Origin of the sequence: Prosthecobacter sp. (assembly GCF_020439865.1) — a bacterium.
Lineage (GTDB): Bacteria > Verrucomicrobiota > Verrucomicrobiia > Verrucomicrobiales > Verrucomicrobiaceae > Prosthecobacter.
The window spans coordinates 1-16,256 of the sequence record NZ_JAGRPF010000209.1; the positions used below are offsets into that span (position 1 = coordinate 1).

13 protein-coding genes and 1 pseudogene are annotated in these 16,256 nt (G+C 60.6%); 8 read left to right on the plus strand and 6 right to left on the minus strand.

The genetic code is table 11. The features are described from left to right. Positions 1-200 precede the first annotated feature (200 nt). Positions 201-1,652 (minus strand): proton-conducting transporter membrane subunit, encoded by a 1,452-nt coding sequence (locus tag KDL09_RS22335; RefSeq protein ID WP_294390114.1) that lies wholly within the window; start codon positions 1,650-1,652, stop codon positions 201-203. A 240-nt stretch (positions 1,653-1,892) separates the two neighbouring features. Here KDL09_RS22335 and KDL09_RS22340 point away from each other — a divergent pair, with 240 nt between their 5' ends. Continuing rightward, the gene (locus tag KDL09_RS22340) at positions 1,893-2,801 is read left to right on the plus strand and encodes a LysR family transcriptional regulator (RefSeq protein ID WP_294390117.1); all 909 of its coding nucleotides are present in this window, start codon (positions 1,893-1,895) and stop codon (positions 2,799-2,801) included. A gap of 27 nt (positions 2,802-2,828) precedes the next feature. On the opposite strand, the gene KDL09_RS22345 is transcribed toward KDL09_RS22340, so the two are convergent. Next, on the minus strand, positions 2,829-3,749 hold the full coding sequence (locus KDL09_RS22345; RefSeq protein ID WP_294390119.1) for a LysR family transcriptional regulator: 921 nt from the start codon (positions 3,747-3,749) through the stop codon (positions 2,829-2,831). Positions 3,750-3,849: 100 nt separating this feature from the next. On the opposite strand from KDL09_RS22345, the gene KDL09_RS22350 reads away from it, so the two are divergent. From KDL09_RS22350 to KDL09_RS22365, 4 genes are all read left to right on the plus strand, one after another. Beyond that, positions 3,850-4,005 carry a hypothetical protein gene (locus KDL09_RS22350; RefSeq protein WP_294390124.1) on the plus strand — a complete coding sequence of 52 codons (156 nt, stop codon included), beginning with the start codon at positions 3,850-3,852 and terminating at the stop codon, positions 4,003-4,005. A 163-nt stretch (positions 4,006-4,168) separates the two neighbouring features. Then, positions 4,169-6,304 (plus strand): ATP-binding cassette domain-containing protein, encoded by a 2,136-nt coding sequence (locus KDL09_RS22355; protein ID WP_294390127.1) that lies wholly within the window; start codon positions 4,169-4,171, stop codon positions 6,302-6,304. Next, positions 6,304-7,581 (plus strand): HlyD family efflux transporter periplasmic adaptor subunit, encoded by a 1,278-nt coding sequence (locus KDL09_RS22360; RefSeq protein ID WP_294390129.1) that lies wholly within the window; start codon positions 6,304-6,306, stop codon positions 7,579-7,581. The genes KDL09_RS22355 and KDL09_RS22360 overlap by 1 nt, the downstream gene beginning before the upstream one ends. Then, the gene (locus tag KDL09_RS22365; RefSeq protein WP_294390132.1) at positions 7,578-9,029 is read left to right on the plus strand and encodes a TolC family protein; all 1,452 of its coding nucleotides are present in this window, start codon (positions 7,578-7,580) and stop codon (positions 9,027-9,029) included. Before KDL09_RS22360 ends, KDL09_RS22365 begins: the two co-directional genes overlap by 4 nt. A gap of 7 nt (positions 9,030-9,036) precedes the next feature. Here KDL09_RS22365 and KDL09_RS22370 read toward each other — a convergent pair whose 3' ends face one another. Together KDL09_RS22370 and KDL09_RS22375 are read right to left on the minus strand one after the other, a co-directional pair. Further along, positions 9,037-9,264: a hypothetical protein gene (locus KDL09_RS22370; protein ID WP_294390135.1), complete on the minus strand. Its 228-nt coding sequence runs from the start codon at positions 9,262-9,264 to the stop codon at positions 9,037-9,039. A gap of 203 nt (positions 9,265-9,467) precedes the next feature. Beyond that, positions 9,468-9,866 carry a type II secretion system protein gene (locus tag KDL09_RS22375; protein ID WP_294390141.1) on the minus strand — a complete coding sequence of 133 codons (399 nt, stop codon included), beginning with the start codon at positions 9,864-9,866 and terminating at the stop codon, positions 9,468-9,470. A gap of 259 nt (positions 9,867-10,125) precedes the next feature. Between KDL09_RS22375 and KDL09_RS22380 the strand changes: the two genes are divergently transcribed. Next, the gene (locus tag KDL09_RS22380) at positions 10,126-11,127 is read left to right on the plus strand and encodes a permease (RefSeq protein ID WP_294390143.1); all 1,002 of its coding nucleotides are present in this window, start codon (positions 10,126-10,128) and stop codon (positions 11,125-11,127) included. A gap of 8 nt (positions 11,128-11,135) precedes the next feature. Next, the gene (locus KDL09_RS22385) at positions 11,136-12,374 is read left to right on the plus strand and encodes a hypothetical protein (protein WP_294390146.1); all 1,239 of its coding nucleotides are present in this window, start codon (positions 11,136-11,138) and stop codon (positions 12,372-12,374) included. Positions 12,375-12,395: 21 nt separating this feature from the next. On the opposite strand, the gene KDL09_RS22390 is transcribed toward KDL09_RS22385, so the two are convergent. After that, complete coding sequence (locus KDL09_RS22390) at positions 12,396-13,493, minus strand: hypothetical protein (protein WP_294390147.1); 1,098 nt, start codon at positions 13,491-13,493, stop codon at positions 12,396-12,398. Beyond that, a complete protein-coding gene (locus KDL09_RS22395; protein WP_294390149.1) occupies positions 13,490-15,520 on the minus strand; it encodes a G8 domain-containing protein in 2,031 nt (676 codons plus the stop codon). Before KDL09_RS22395 ends, KDL09_RS22390 begins: the two co-directional genes overlap by 4 nt. A gap of 61 nt (positions 15,521-15,581) precedes the next feature. On the opposite strand from KDL09_RS22395, the pseudogene KDL09_RS22400 reads away from it, so the two are divergent. Continuing rightward, positions 15,582-16,256 (plus strand): annotated as a pseudogene (locus KDL09_RS22400) (hypothetical protein); the annotation flags it as partial.

Here is a 16,256-nt window from a genome sequence, read left to right on the forward strand (position 1 = left end):
CGAAGGGCTTGCCGACAAGGCCGACGAAGGGATTCACGGCGACGAAGCTGTGCAGCGGCCAAAGTGGCGGCACGCGCAGGCAGGCATGCCGGGCGGCTTTCAGCCAGTTTGGCTGGGTAGAGACGGCGATCGTGGGTTCAGGAGCGAGTGTGGTGTTCATGGAGTAGGAAATGAGGTGTTGAGTGAGTGAGTGGCAGGATTCAGGCGGAGAGCTTCTTTTGGACGAGGCGACCGAAGAGGGTGCCGAGGTAGAAGCCGTTGCTGGCATGGACGTAGAACCTGGCGAAGGCAGGACGCGTGGCCCAGAGGGGCAGTTGGGACTGAAAGATGAGCACCGCGAGGAAGAGCAGGCCGACCACCGCCATCACCGCATACTCCACTCCGCTGCGCGCCGGGGCGTATTCGGGCAGCACGCCGGCCAGCAGGTGCTCGGAGCCGCTGTGCAGCCCGAAGCACACTGCCGTGGCGGCTGTCGTGATGAGCAGGCCCCAGAGCAGCAACTTTTGCACCATACTGCTGCTCCAGAGCGTCCACAGCATGTGCGCGAGCGCCATGACGAAGACTGCCACCAGCATCAGGTGCCCCAGATCGGAGCTTACCTGCAATCCAAAGAGCGCACCCATGCCACAGCCGACCGCGACCGCCACGCCGAGCGAACTGAGCACGATCAGCGGATGCGCTGCGGGCCTTCCGGTCGGCACCCAGGCGGACTTGGCGATGTTCACAATGCTTCCGCTACTGAGGAAGGCGTGCGCTTTGTAGAGCGAGTGCGCGACGATGTGGAGCATCGCCAAGGCGAAGGCACCGAGGCCGCACTGCAGCATCATGAAGCCCATCTGCGCCACCGTGGACCAGGCGAGCGACTTCTTGATGCTCGTCTGCGTCATCATGATGACCGAGGCAAAAAGCGCGGTGAAGGCGCCGACGAGCGCAAGTGCGTTCAGAGACCCCGGCGACTGCGCGATCAGCGGACTGAGACGCACAACCAAGAACCCACCCGCATTGATGATTCCCGCGTGCATGAGCGCAGAGACCGGCGTCGGCGTCTCCAAGGTGTCCGGCAGCCATGAGTGGAAGGGAAATTGTGCCGACTTGATCAGCGCCACGGCCACCAGCAGGCCGCAGATCCATGAGATGGCGGGCTCACCTTGATGCTGCGTCGAGGCAGCGAAGATCGCCTGGAAGTCCCAGGTGCCAAAGACCTGCCAGACGAGCAAGAGCGCCGCGAGAAGGCAGACGTCGCCGATTCGGCTGACGATGAACTTCTTTTTCGCAGCGAGCACCGCGCCGACCCGTTCCGGGTAGAAGAGCAGCAACTTGTGCAGGCTCAGACTCGTCGCCACCCATGCTAAAGCGAACATGAGCAGATTCGAAGAAATCACCAGCGTGCTGACCGATGCGAGCGTCAGCACCAGCCAGCGGGAGAAGCGAGCCTGCCCTGGGTCTCCGGCGAGGTAGTTGAACGAGTAGCGGGAGACGATCATGCCGAGGAAAGTCACCAGGCCCAACATCAGCACCGACAGTGGGTCAAGGTAGAGACTCAGTTTGCCCGGTCCCAAGTTGGCGAGCACCAACTCCGCCGGACCGGCGACAACAACCGCTGTAGCAGCGAGGAGCGCTCCAGCAAAGAGTGCTCGGGTGACATGCATCATATTGGTGGCAGCCTGGCGACCAGCTGTAAGCAGACCATGAGCAGAAGCCGCGCAAATGAGTGCAAGTGGTGCGAGTAATCCTGGAGCGGAAATGACCTGGGCGGTGTGAACAGCGAGTGTTAATGTCATGATGTGAGTGAGTTTTTGGGGATCTGGCGACCCGCCACTCATTCCTGAAAACTTCGCTTCGTTCCAATTGATGTTTTTGCATTCATCGTTCGTTCTGCTAAATGTGAGATTATGGCCTTCCTGAATTACCATCACCTCCGCTACTTTCGCGCCATAGCTTCCGAGGGCAGCCTGACAAAGGCCGCGCAGCATTTGAAACTCTCCCAGTCGGCGCTTAGCGTGCAACTTCGCAGCCTCGAAGAAAGCTTGGGGCAGCCACTCTTTGAGCGGAAGCACAAGGCGCTGGTTCTGACTGAGGCGGGACGAATTGCACTTGAGTACGCGGAATCGATTTTCAGAAGCGGTGAGGAACTCGCCGACCTACTCAGAAGCGGGGCAGCACGAAGTCGCGCCTTTCTTCGAGTTGGCGCAGTGGCCACGCTGTCGCGGAATTTCCAACTTGCCTTTCTCAAGCCGCTCATCGCGCGGGCAGATGTCGAACTCATCATTCACTCGGGCACGCTGCGAGAAATGCTCGCGGGGCTCCAATCACACACTCTGGACGTGGTGCTTTCAAACATGCCCGTTCGTCGCGATACAGAGACCGGATGGCATAGCCATCTGCTCGACGAACAACCAGTGAGCCTCGTCGGACATAAGACCCGAGGCATGAAACCTTTTCGATTTCCAGAAGATCTTCGAACACATCAGCTCATTCTGCCCAGCCTCGAGAGCAGCGTCCGAGCAGCGTTCGACACACTTCTCGACCAGGCCGGCATCCGCCCAGTCATTGCCGCAGAAATCGATGACATGGCCATGCTCCGCCTGATGGCGCGTGAATCGAAGAACGCTGTTGCCCTCGTTCCGCCCGTCGTGGTACGCGATGAACTTGCGAGGGGCGAGCTTGTCGAGCGCCACCGCCTTCCGCAAATCAAGGAAAGCTTCTATGCAATCACCCCCAGCCGTCGTTTTCCGAATCAACTGCTGCGCTCACTCATCGCAAACGTTCCGGCCATCAAAACCCGGCGGCCCAACAAGTAAAGATCGCGACCGATCGTTGATTAAACCTCACACTTTCACCGCCTTGGTCCTGAACACATCCTTCGACAGGCCTGCAATCACCGCCACCGCCGGGTGTCTCATCGCACGTTCCAAGGTGATCAAATAGCAGGAAAAGCCGCAGTGCACGGGACGCCCGATTGGTTTGAGCCCGTAACGATTCACGGCTTCGTCAAGAACGGCAGCTGCAATGGGCACCACACCGAGTCCGTCTGAGGCCGCTGTTTTCATGAGCGCTGCATCATCAAACTCCGCGACGATTTGCGGACGGATCCGATGCGACTCAAACCAGCGTTCCATTTCATGCCGCCATGCGGTCCGGCTTGCCGGAAGCAGCACGGGCGCATCCTTCAACGAATTTGGAAATTTGCGGCTGAGTTTGCGCGCCAAGGCTGGAACGGCGCAGAAAACAGCGGGGGACTGGCCAAGGAGATGACTGAATGCCTTGACCGGCAAAGATGATGGAGCCGCTTCATCTGACAGCACTACATCCAACCTTCCTGATGCCAGCTGTCCTAGCAATTCCTGGGCGTCCCCTTCGGAGCAGGTCAGTTGCAGATTTGAAAACGCCTTTACGGCGGGCCGCACCAGCTGCCAGGCCACCAATTTGGGCAATGAGTCCGTGATCCCGATGCTCAGCCGGAGGGTGCGAGCATTGCCTTTGCCATGCAGCGAACGCACCATCTCCGTGCCCAGGGAAAAAATCTCTCCGGCATATTCCATCACCATGCGCCCCTGAGCAGTCAGTTTCAAACCACGGCCCGACCTGTCGAAAAGCCTTTCGTCGAGCGCATCCTCGAGCGCCTTGATCTGGGCGCTGATGGTGGGTTGCGAGAGGTGCAGGCGTTCAGCCGCCGCCCGCAGGCTGCCGCTGCGCGCTACTTCCCAAAAGAGGCGAAGGTGGTGAAAATTGAGCTGGGGAAGGTTCATGGCTGTTTGTTAGCTATTCTCTAATCATACATTTGAAACATTGAAATAGTCAAACTGTGCTTCTCCACGAACTTGTTCGCGAACCATAACCACCCCTGACATGAACACGTTCACGAAACTCCTCAAAATCCTGCCGCTGGTCGCCATGGCACTGCTCACATCCTGCCACTCCCATGATTTTAAACCCATACGTGAGGTCGACGACCCCTCTCATGGCACCGGCACTTGGAACTGGCATCCGTTTCACTTCAACTAGCCTGAGGACCTCCGATGCAACCATGACGGACCTCTGGACGTTTTTGCATCAAGCACCAACGAGCTTCCATCTAACCGAAAGACCCGTATTGTCCTGAATGCCCGAGTCGACGAATCTCGATCCAAATTCCAATCAATCACTGCCAACATGTCTGTCGCCCGGCATGCTGGCCCAATTGGCCGCCATCACAGGAAGCGAGTTCGATCATGAACGCGCTAAGGTTGCCATTCAAAATGCTCGGCAGACGGCAGACGACCCGTTGAGCCAGTTGGTCAGTGCCGCCGCCGAGGTGTACATGCGTGTCTCGCCGATTCGCCAACCGCTCGCGGAAGTCATCTGGCAGGCTCATCATGATACCCCGGTTGTGATCTGGCATGCGGTTGAATCGCGCTGGATCGTGATCACCTTTGCAGGCTGGTTCCGCCTGAGAATTGCCGAGGGTGAGCATCCTGAACAGCGTCTCAGTATTTCCCGTACGGAACTCGTTCGCATGCTGGGGCTGAACAGAATCGATGAAACCGTGGAGGCCGGGATCGTGCATCCAGAGCGGCCAGCCCATGGCATGAGTTCGCACTCGGGTCACCATGCGACTGAGCACGATCACATCAGTCCCGTGCGACGCTTCTTTGGCCTGCTAAAGGCTGAGAAGCAGGACATTCGAACACTGCTCATCTTTTCCATCTTTGCCGGCATTCTTTATCTCGCGGCGCCCCTCGCCGTCGACGCCGTCGTGAGCAACCTGGCCTTCGGCGGCCAGCAGCAGCCCTATGTGCAGGCATTGATTGTCCTCTCCATCGCCCTGTTCGCCTGTCTGGCGCTGCAGGCGATCGTCACCGGATTTCAATACTACATCTCAGACATCATCCAGCGCCGGATCTTCGTGCGAACGGCATCGGACCTCGCCTACCGTCTACCGCGTGTCAAAGCAGAAGCTCTGGATGATGTGCATGCGCCCGAACTGGTGAATCGATTTCTGGATGTCGTGACCGTGCAGAAGAGCACCGCACTGCTGCTGCTCGATGGGGTCAATCTGGCGTTTAGCACCTTGATCGGAATGCTCCTTTTGGCGTTCTTTCATCCGGTGCTGCTGCTCTTCACGGGAGTCATGCTGGTCCTCATCGTGCTCATCATCTGGCTGCTCGGACGCGGAGCGGTGGACACCAGCATCGAAGAGTCACGAATGAAATACGATCTGGTGAACTGGTATGAGGAGATCGCCCACTTCCCGTTTCTATTCAAAGGGCCCGGCGGATACGGGATGGCCTACGACCGCGCCAACCAACTGGCGAGTGATTACGTCAGCGCCCGTTCAAGACATTTTCGGGTGCTCATGCGCCAGATTGCCGGACTTCTCACCCTGCAGGTCTTTGCTGCGGCGGCTCTTCTGGTGGTCGGAGGCTGGCTGGTCATCAGCCAGCAAATCACGCTTGGCCAGTTGGTGGCCAGTGAGCTCATCATGACGACCATCGTGGCCTCACTTTCGAAACTGGGCAAAAAGCTCGAAGCCTGGTATGACGCAATGGCCGCCATGGACAAACTGGGCCACGTGGTGGACCTCGAGATCGAACGTGAAGACGGCGAACAACCAACGCGTCGTGAAGGTGGCGCCGAGATCATCGCCAAAGGCTTGAGCTTTGGATATGCAGTGGATGCACCGCTGTTCGACGGCCGTTCATTCACCATTCGGCCGGGTGCTAGGGCAGCCGTTGTCGGTCCGCATGGATCGGGAGCCAGTTCGCTGCTCGACATCCTGTTCGGCCTGCGCCAACCGACCGGAGGATTCGTTTCGATCGACGGTCTTGATTTGCGAAGCTGGTATCTCGAAGCACTGCGCGAGCAGGTGCAATTGCTCCGTCGCGATGAAATCGTCGACGCGACCGTAATAGAAAACCTGCGCCTTGGACGGCCCGACATTGGCATGGATGAGATTCGCCAGGCGCTCACCCGCGTTGGTTTGCTGGACGACCTGCTGCATCGACCTGACGGACTGAATCTGCGTTTGAAGATTGGCGGTGCTCCGCTCAGCGGGAATCAACGCACGCGCTTGCTGCTGGCCCGCGCTTTGGTACAACGCCCGCGACTTCTGCTGATCGATGAACTGCTTGATGGGCTCGACAATGCCTCGTTCGCCCAGCTTTCCGCTGCAATACTTGACCCATCCTTGCCATGGACCGTAGTGCTGACGACACGAGACCACGATGTTACCCGTAGTTGCGATCAGATCATCGAGATATCCCCCTGCCGCCTCACTGACGGCACCTCCTCCATCTCCGAAACTCAACGCATTGAGTCCAATTGATGACGCATTCGCTCACCCACACACCTCCCCTTCCCGCGCTGAGCCTCGCTGGTTCGGCCAAGTTCGCGCGCATCTTCAGCCGTGCCCTGCTGCTCGGGTTTATTCTGCTTGTCATCGCCATGTTCTTCCTGCCCTGGCGTCAGTTCGTAAGCGGCACCGGTCGTGTCATTGCGTTCAACCCGCTAGATCGCCGCATCAATGTTGAAGCACAGGTTTCCGGCCGCGTGAAGCACCTGCATGTCGTCGAAGGTCAACGTGTGAAGAAGGGCGAGATCATCGCCGAGATTCAGGACAACGATCCAAATCTGCTCAACAATCTTCGAGCTCAGCGTGAGGCGATCGAAAGCCGTCGTGACTTCGCGCAGGGACGTGTCGAGTCGCTCATCGCACAGATCACGCAGCAGGAACTCGCGAAGGCCCAGGCAATCGATAGCGCGCAGCAACGCGTGGCAGCAGCAAAGATTGCCGCTGAGACATCGATGCTGAACTTCACTCGCACTGAGGCGTTGTTTGCCAAAGGACTCGCCTCCAAGCGCGACCATGAACTCGCCACGCTCTCGCGCGATTCCACAGCGGCGGATCTGAAATCAGCCGAAGCGACGTTGAAGCGCACGAGCAACGATTTCGACGCCACCATCGCCTCCACGCATGCCTCCAAGGGAAGCGCCTTGAGCGAAGTTGCCGCCGCCGAGCGCGACCTCTCCGGCATCGACATCCAGATCAATCAAAACCTCCGTCAGGTGGTCGAGGCTCCGCGGGACGGCATCGTGCTGCAAGTCGCCGCCACGGACGGCACCTACCTGCGTCCCGGTTCGTTGATCTGCGTTGTCATTCCGGAGACGGACAGCCGATTCGTGGAGATCTGGCTCGATGGCAATGACATGCCTCTCATTCACGCGCGACATGACGACACCCCCGGCAGTCCGGTGCGGCTTGCGTTTGAGGGCTGGCCCGCCGTGCAAATGATCGGATGGCCGCAGCTTGCTGTCGGCACATTCGGTGGTGAGGTCGTGTTTGTGGACGCCACCGACGATGGAAAGGGCAAGTTTCGCGTCGTCGTAGGGCCGCAAACCGACATCGTCGATCGCGGCGATGGCAAAGGACCTGTCGAAGTCAACTGGCCTGACAAAGACCGCTGGCTTCGCCAGGGAGTGCGCACGAATGCGTGGGTCATGCTCAACGAGGTTCCGCTCTGGTTTGAACTCTGGCGTCAGATTAATGGTTTCCCGCCCATCGTATCGAGCGATGCTGACAAACTCGATCCCTCCAAGAAATGACCGCCGTCTCATCCCTCATCCGCCGCACCGCCGCTGCGTTTAGTATTCCTGCCGCATTCGCGTTGTGTCCGATCACACCGCTTGAAGCAGAAGAAAAACGCGGGCCGCTTCTCGTCGGCGAGGTCCTCGCGTCAGTGCAGACACAGTATCCGCCCTACCTCGCCGCCTTGATCGAGCAGGACATCGCCAATGGCCGCACTCGACAGGCGCTCGGTTCCTTCGACCTCAATCTCAACGTGGGTGGCAGCATCAATCCCGCCGGTTACTACGATGGCCAGACGGGCTACGCCATGCTTGAGCAGCCCTTCTCCATGTGGGGCGGCAGCGTCTATGGTGGTTACCGTTTGAGCAGCGGATTCCTGCCCAACTACAACAAAGACCGCACCGGAGTCGATGGCGAGGCTGTCCTAGGTTTCCGCGTTCCATTGCTTCGTGACGGCACAATCGACAAACGGCGCGCGATGCTCTGGCAGTCGCAAATCGATCAGGAACTGGCCGATCCCTACATCCTTCGGCAATACCTCGACTTCACCCGTGCCGCCACCATCGCCTACTACGGTTGGCTCTCTGCCGGGCAGCGGCTGCGTCTTGCCGAAGAACTGCTCCGCATCGCCAAAGACCGTGACAGCGCCATTGCTGAGCAGGTCAAAAACGGCGCGTCCGCTCCGATCGTGAAAGTCGACAACGAACGCCTTGTGGTCAGCCGTGAAATTGCCGTTGTTCAGGCCACGCGCCGTTTTCAGGCGACCAGCATCGAGCTCTCGTTGTTCTATCGCACCCGGGACACCGCCGAACCCATCCTCGCTTCACGCTCGCGACTGCCTGCCGCCTTTCCACCTCACCCCCGCCCGGATGAAAGTCAGATGACGGCCGACATCGGCAAGGCGGCCATCTTTCGTCCCGAAATCCGTCGCATCGAACTCACCATCGAAAAGGCGGAGATCGACCGACGTCTCGCCAAGAACAACCTCATGCCTTCACTCGATGTGGGTCTGCAAGCCGGTCAGGCCGTGGGACGCAGCACACCGAAGGACATCGAGCGCACCGAGCTGGAAGCGAAGATTGAATTCAAGCTCCCCTTGCAGCGCCGCGAGGCCAAAGGCCGCCTCGACACCGTCGATGCCCAGATCTCCCGCCTCCAAAACGAGAAGAGATTCGCCCGCGACCGCATCGTCGCAGATGTGCGCGACAGTTACAGCGCCCTGATCGCCGCCTACGAATCGCTCACGCAGACGCGACGCAACGTCGAGCTCGCCCGCCAGCTTCAGGAAGCCGAAGCCGAACGACTCAAACAAGGCGCCACCGATCTCCTCGCGCTCCAGATCCGCGAACAGGCCGGTTTTGACGCCAAAGTCACCGAAGTCGAGGCCCAAGCCGAGTACTTTCGAGCACAGGCCAACTATCGCGCCGCCATCGCGGCCGATGTCCCCATGCATCTCACCCGCTGACGATGTTTTACTTGGCGACTTCTTTCTTCTTCACCGGGTAGGCGCCGGGAGATTTGGAGTACTTCTGCATGCAGTCTGTGCAGCAGAAAGCCACGAAGCCTTCATCGGTCTTCACCCGGTAGATCGGGCGCGCGGCCTTGTGATCCACCGGGCATTCATCGTTGATTGGCCAGGCGGCGAAGACTGTGGCGGTCATGGCAAGGCTGAGAAGGAGTGGGGCGAGCAGTGTTTTCATCGGATGGATTCAGGTTGGAGTTCGGTGCGCGTTATCCATTCAACGCAGCATTCCCCCTTCCTCATAGGCCATCGCAAATCCTGCCCACGGATGCGCAACTCAGGCACAGTGCCGGGCTGTCTCTCGTTGATGTCCCGAATCGATTGCTGATGGCAACCCCATACTGAGGCTGAGAACACGGACATCCGGACTCGCCGTCAAGTTTACAATCCCTCAGAATCCTGCCCGCCCGTCGGATCAAAGAAGAGTTCGCCGTCCGGCCTGCGTCCCAAGTAGGGGAAGGTTTGCCGGAGGTCCTCGACCTTCATGGGAGCTTGAAACAAACGCCCTGCATACGGTCCATCCTTGGGCTTGCGTCCATCCACCACTGCTTTGACCACACCAGCGACATTCCCGAGCGGCCAGTCCACTCGCGCCGCCACTCCTGTACTATAGGCAAACAGAATGGCCTGAGCGTTGCGCTTGGACGCCTTGCGCTGCGCTTCAGCTCCCAACGTCGGGATGATCAAGGCGACGACGACGCAGAGAACGAGCATGCCCCACATCAGTTCGATCATGCTAAACCCTGCGTGGCGGCGCCTGATGGAGACCGTGGTTTTCATGGTGGACAAGGAGTGAGTAAGGTCACTGAAAAACGCAGATGATTGAACAACCATGTTTTTCTCGAACCACTGAATTAATCTCACTGATTCCTGTCAGCGTCTTGTAAGATAATTCTGAGAGCGCTCAAGCAGTCTGGAAAGCAACCGAAGGCGCAACTTCAACCATGCTCGACCATCGCCGTCTGCTAAAAACCCGTCCGTCCCGGCTCGCTTTCCCGCTTGAAGCGCCCCGGACGAAGCGTTTAGACAGTTCCCACTCATGATCATACTTGCCAACCTGCCCGAACCCAGCCGTCTGGGGGATGTTTTGATGTCTTTCCTGAGCATCGTCTTCGAAGGTGCCCCTTACATTCTCATCGGCACGGTGATGTCAGGCTTCATCGCGGCCTTCCTGCCGTCGAAGCTCCTCGAAAAGGTCCTGCCGAAGAACCGGGTGCTCTCCACCTTCGCCGCGGGGTTTATGGGTCTGGTCTTCCCCGTCTGTGAGTGCGCCGTGGTGCCAGTGGTCCGGCGCCTGGTGCAGAAGGGCCTGCCGCTCTCCTGCGCGATCACCTACCTCGTCAGCGCCCCGATCATCAATCCCATCGTGATCTTCAGTACGATGAGCGCCTTCCAGAACGTCGAGGCCAAGACCGGCGTGCTCGGCAGCGCCGGCATGGCCATGGCGCGCGTCTCCCTCGGCTACGCCATCGCCGTCCTCATCGGCCTGCTGCTGCTGCGCAAGAAACCCCGCGACGTCCTCGCTCCGAGTGTCGCCGCCGGCATGGAAAAAGCCGCCGCGGCCACCGAGGAACCCGCGCCGCCGCCCTTCAATACCCGCCTCGTGCAGGCCATGCGCACCTCAATGCGCGACTTCCTCGACACGGCGATGTACTTCGCGGTCGGCGTGGTCATCACCAGCGTCTTCAACACCCAGGTCGATCAGGCCAAGGTCGAACTCGTCGCCGGCAGCGACTGGACAGCCATCCCCTCGCTCATGGGCCTGTCCTTCGTGCTCGCGCTGTGCAGCACCTCGGACGCCTTCATCGCCGCGCCCATGGCCACCTTCTCCAGCGCCGCCAAGCTGGCGTTTTTGGTTTTTGGACCGATGCTCGACGTGAAGCTCGTATTCATGTACGCGGCGGTCTTCCGCCGGAAGTTTGTCATCTGGCTCTGCGCCGCCATGTTCATCCTGGTGGCCGGCCTGTCGAAACCCTGGACCCTGCTCATCGATCAAGTTCAACCGAAAGCCGCCGAGGCGGCCAAAGTCTCCACCCCCTGAATCCTGCCATGAAAGCACAACGCCTCCTCATCCACCTGCTCAGCGTGCTGCTCCTGCTTCTGTGGGGCGGCGTGATGATCTACTTTCACGTCAGCGGTCGTGTCGTCAATTACCTCCCCTCCGACGGCCTCTTCCGCCCGCTCATGCTCGTCGGCGGCATCGGCATGGTCGTGCTCGGCCTCTTCAATCTGCTCACCTACTCGCAGGACGAAGGCGCCTGCTGCAGCCACGATCACGGTCACTCGCATGACCACGGCCATGACGGCTGCTGCGGACACGATCACAGCCATGACCACGACCACGCGCACCAGCACGGTGAAAGCTGTGGACACGACCACGCGCCTGGCGAGACCTGCGGTCACACGCATGCCCATGAGCACAAGCATGAAGGCTGCTGTGAACACGATCACGGCCATCAACACGCCCATACGCACGATCATGACCATGAGCACGATCACGCCGACCACGCACATGGCATTCTCGAAGAAGGCAGCTGGGCCGGACGCCTCACCGCCGTGGCCATCCTCGCCGTGCCGCTCACCCTCGCCGCCGTGCGTACGCCCGACCAGTTCAGCGCCAACGCCATCCTGAACAAGAACTTCTACAACCCCAACTACGGCACCGGTGCGCGCGCCGACCAGTTCTCGCTGCAGAACAAACTCGAAGCCGCCAAGACCACGCCGAAGACATCCGATGTCGTCGTCAAGGTCGCCACAGACAAACCGGCCACCCCGCCGCCCGCAGGCGTCGCCGCCGCCTCCGCAGCGATGGCCGAAGGAGCGAAGACCATAAACGAAAAGGACCTGCCCAAGCCCGCGCAGGAGTCGAAAAGCTACGGCAGTTTCACGCTTGAAGACCTCAAGGCCCAGGTGCCGCAGAGCAAGGAGGGCAACTTCATCCTCGAAGTCCCCGAACTCTACTACACCGGCGGCGACGTCGAGGTGCAGAAGGTGCTCACCGGCCAGTTGGTCGAGACCGTGGCCCAGATCCTTCCGGAAAAGGTTAACAACGACGACGGTCATCGCCTGCGCATTTTCCGCATGCTCGTCCAGTGCTGCGCCGCCGATGCACGCCCCTATTCCGTGCCCGTAGACTTCGGCAAGAAGGCTCCCGAGTTCAAAGACATGACCTGGGTCAAGGTCGTCGGTAAAATGAACTACAAGAAGGAAGGCGATCAGACCGTGCCGATCATCGAGGCGACGAAGGTCGAGGAAACGACCGCGCCGGACAATGCGATGATTTACTGAGGCGCTGCTAGTCGGAACATCTCAGGGAATGTCAATCCGCCACAAGCGCGCGGTCTTGTCGAAGCTGCCGGTGAGAAGCACGCGGCTGTCGGGACCGAAGGCGAGGGCGCGGACGAGTTTGCCGTGTTGCAGGGTTCCGCCGACGGGCTGGCCGGTGGCGGCGTCCCAGATGTGGGCGGTGTCGCCGTAGCAGCCGGTGGCGACGAATTTTCCATCCGGACTGAAGGCGACGCAGCGGACGCCGGTGGGGTGTTGGAGCGGCGGGCACAGAGGCCGGCCAGTGGCGGCATCCCAGAGCCGTGCGGTTTTGTCCATGCTGCCGGTGAGCACGCTGGCTCCGGTGGGGCTGAAGGCGGCGGCGCGCACCTGATCGTCATGCGGCAGCGGCGGGGTGAGTGGCTGTCCGCTGGAGGTCTCCCACACACGCGCCGTGTGGTCGAGGCTGCCGGTGAGCAGCTTCGTCCTGTCCGGACTGAACGAAAGCGACCGGATGGAGCCGCCCTGCCGCACTTCGATGCCCAGCATTTTGCCGGTCTGCGCATCGAACAACTGGGCGACATCGCCGTTGCCACTGATGGCGGCGAGTTTGGAGTCAGGACTGAAGGCGACCGCGTAAAACCGCTGGTGGTCCCCGATCGTGCCGCCGACCGGTGCGCCGGTGCGTGCGTCCCAGAGGCGGGCGGTGCCGTCCGTCTTGCTGTCATGACTGCTGGTGAGAATGACGCCGCCATCCGGACGAAACGCGAGAGCATAGACGAAGCCGGGATGCGGCAATGTGGCCACCAGCCTGCCGCTTGCGACGTCCCAGAGCTTGGCGCCCTTGTCACTGCCACCGGCCACAAGTTTGCTGTCCGGGCTGAAGGCCACGGGATATACGCCGCCCTCGTGTGGCAGTGGTTCACCGTGGAGCCTGCCGGTCGTTACGTCCCAAACACGGAGAAAATGATCCGCGCAGCCCGTCGCCGCCCACCGTCCATCCGGGCTCATGGCGACGCCGTGAATGTCCGCGGGATGGACGAGCGGCGGATGCAGCGGAGTGACCATCGCCTCCTCGGCACGAAGCCCCATCCCGGCGATGATGATGCCACCGATCAGGGCGGCGGAAGAAAGCGTGCTCACCGGGAGATAGATGCAGTTTCAGATGTGGAGGCGGCGAGCTGCCAGGTGCCATGAACGGAGACGAGCCGGTGCACGCGTGGTTCTGAATTCCCCGCCGCATCCGCAGCCTGCGCACGGATGGAGCCGTCCTTCGGTGCCGGAATGATCGCTTCCCACTGCGCCAGATCATTCGTCATCGGCCGGGCGCTGACGCCATTGACCGTGACGTTCTTCACCTCGCCGTCATCACTGGCGACGCCGCGCACGAGGATCTTGCCATCGGCTTGCGGCAGGACGTGGGTGATAACGGTCACCGGAGCGAAGTCATCGACAGGATCGAGCGGCTTGGGGAACTGCGACTCCGGCGGGCGCGTGCCTTTGTAGGGCGCGAAGTCGGGATTGACCTCGATCTCATCAAACCGGGTGCGGCGGATGGCGCTGTTCTCGTAGTTCATGCGCCAGAGGGCATACTCCGAAGCGTGCGCCGTGAATCCATCGAGCATGAAAAACGAGGAATGCGTGTGGATGCACCAATGCACGTTCCATGCCTTGCAGTCGCGCACGATGAACGGATGCCGCGCATCACTGCCCACACCGGCGACGCTGAGCTTCAGGGTGCTGTCCATGCCGCCGAAGTTGAAGCTGTGCCGTCGCATGCAGTGGGCTTCATTGCCTTCAAACCGCACAAAGGGCAGCGTGCGGATGTCCTTCGCGGCGCGTGATCCGTCCGGCTGCGGCACGTTCATGGTCATGCTGACCTCGGGAGTCTCGACGGCGTCAAAACGGAAACCATACTCGTCGCACTCCGCGGCGACGTTGCGCGTGAAGCTGTTCCGGCAGTTCGCCCACCAGAAACCCGCGCCGTCGTTGTGATCGAAGGGCAGCAGTTGCTTGGGCAGCGGCGCCGCCACGCAGGCCTGCACGGCCAGATTGTGATCGAGGACATTGAAGCTCTCCGTGCCGTCTTCGAGGAAGAAGCCGTGCCCCTTGCTCTGATAGCCCACGCAATCCCGCACCACGAGGTAGTCCGTGCCGTGGATCGTGATCCAGCGGTTGCCGCTGTCCCAGATGCTCGCACCGATGACGGACGCTCCGCGCATGGTGCCCCGCACCAGATGGAAGTGCAGGCTGTATCGCCCGAGCACGCCTTCTTTGCCAAGATGGCGAAACTCCGCGTAGCTGATGCCGCCCTGCGAGCCGCGATGAAACATCGTGTGTCCGCGCAGTTCGCCATCCGCCGCCGATTCGACGATGACGTTGCGGCTCAGATTCGCCACCTCGGCGCGGTAGTCGCCGTCACCTTCGTGGTCAAACTGCAGGGGCTTGTCGAGCACCAGCGCTTTGTCCTTCACCGCCGTGATGGTGCGTTCCTCCGTCTGGGTGCCCAGGCGCACGCTCGCCTGAAACGTCTTCGCCCGCTTCTTCTGCCGCACCGTGCCCGTGATGAAAAGGTGGTCGCCCGGCTTCCAGCCGGTCACCGCATCCTGCAGCGGGATTTCCGAAGCACCGGCCTTCACGCTTCCGCCCAGCTTCACCCACGTGTGATTCATCTCGGCTCCATGAAATTCCATCCGCCCGCCGCAGCACACGATCGCGGGGCACGACAGCTTGTCCATCCCCTCGAAATAGACGAGGCGAATCAGCGCCCGATGCGCCGCGCTCACGGGAGCCGCCTGTGCGCCGACCAGCAGAGCAGGACGCTTTGCCGTTTCATCCCCGGCGGGAAGATGCGCCTCGCAGTCGAAGCCCTCCTCGCTCACGTCCTCGCCCGGCTGGATTTTGAGAAGACCCACGTTCAACTGCGTGTCGCGGTCCGTGGCAAACTCCAGCGTGCCCCCGATGTGCAGCGAGCGGATCGCAATCTCGGATTTCAGGTCGTAGCGAACGGTATGCCCCTCGCGCACCAGCACCTTCACGCCTTGTTCCGGAACCCGGCCACCTTCCCAAGTTGATGTCTCGGACCAAGGTCCGCTTTGGGCCGAACGAATGACTGGAATGTCGCCCCACGAGGGCGCCGCGAGTGCAAGAAAGAGGACGAGAAAACGCATCTTCCTGAAACCTGCCGGCATGGCGAAGGTTTCGTGAGGACCGCCGTTTTAACAAGTCCCTATGCGCCCCATCTTTTGCGTCACCTTCGCCGCTGTGCTGCTTTCCGCGGCCCTGCCTGCATCCGCGCAGGAAGGCCCTCGTGCATCCTACTACAAGGACGGTGAAATCCACATCACCGTGCTCGGTCAGCCGGAGACGAAGCCGGTGACGACCGGGCACTGGGACTTCAAGCCGTCGTGGTCGATCACCGGCGATCATCTGGTCTTCTTCCGTCGCTTGAAGGATGATCCGGAGGTGAACAACTGGATCACCGCGATGTGCATCATCAACACCGACGGCACCGGCTTTCACCAACTCAGCGATGGCACCTTCACCGATTTCAATCCCACGTGGACACGCGACGGCACGAACACGCCGGTGTGGAATCGCAAGGTGCCCGGCAAGCTTAGCTACCACATCATGGCCTCCAAAATCGGCGGCAAGCCCGGCGAGGAGGTGCAGCTCACGGATCCCAGTTACCACGCGTGGGTTCACTCGGCGGTGCGTGACGGACGGCTCTTCGTTTCCGCCACGCCGCCGAAGCTCGGTCGCGGCTACTACCTCATGACGCCGAATGCAGGCGGCAGGCCCACGTTCGAGCGCGTGACCTGCGAACTCGCGCCGAAGGGCATCCTCGACCGCATCAGTGTCTCGCCGAGCGAGACGAAGATCTGCTTCGAATATCAAACCGGCTTC

Excerpts from the sequence above, each read along its gene's own strand:
- KDL09_RS22365 (WP_294390132.1), top strand. The coding sequence starts at position 7,578 with ATGACCGCCGTCTCATCCCTCATCCGCCGCACCGCCGCTGCGTTTAGT.
- KDL09_RS22335 (WP_294390114.1), bottom strand. The coding sequence starts at position 1,652 with ATGATGCATGTCACCCGAGCACTCTTTGCTGGAGCGCTCCTCGCTGCT.
- KDL09_RS22370 (WP_294390135.1), bottom strand. The coding sequence starts at position 9,264 with ATGAAAACACTGCTCGCCCCACTCCTTCTCAGCCTTGCCATGACCGCC.
- KDL09_RS22375 (WP_294390141.1), bottom strand. The coding sequence starts at position 9,866 with ATGAAAACCACGGTCTCCATCAGGCGCCGCCACGCAGGGTTTAGCATG.
- KDL09_RS22345 (WP_294390119.1), bottom strand. The coding sequence starts at position 3,749 with ATGAACCTTCCCCAGCTCAATTTTCACCACCTTCGCCTCTTTTGGGAA.
- KDL09_RS22350 (WP_294390124.1), top strand. The coding sequence starts at position 3,850 with ATGAACACGTTCACGAAACTCCTCAAAATCCTGCCGCTGGTCGCCATG.
- KDL09_RS22360 (WP_294390129.1), top strand. The coding sequence starts at position 6,304 with ATGACGCATTCGCTCACCCACACACCTCCCCTTCCCGCGCTGAGCCTC.
- KDL09_RS22395 (WP_294390149.1), bottom strand. The coding sequence starts at position 15,520 with ATGCGTTTTCTCGTCCTCTTTCTTGCACTCGCGGCGCCCTCGTGGGGC.
- KDL09_RS22380 (WP_294390143.1), top strand. The coding sequence starts at position 10,126 with ATGATCATACTTGCCAACCTGCCCGAACCCAGCCGTCTGGGGGATGTT.
- KDL09_RS22355 (WP_294390127.1), top strand. The coding sequence starts at position 4,169 with ATGCTGGCCCAATTGGCCGCCATCACAGGAAGCGAGTTCGATCATGAA.
- KDL09_RS22340 (WP_294390117.1), top strand. The coding sequence starts at position 1,893 with ATGGCCTTCCTGAATTACCATCACCTCCGCTACTTTCGCGCCATAGCT.
- KDL09_RS22385 (WP_294390146.1), top strand. The coding sequence starts at position 11,136 with ATGAAAGCACAACGCCTCCTCATCCACCTGCTCAGCGTGCTGCTCCTG.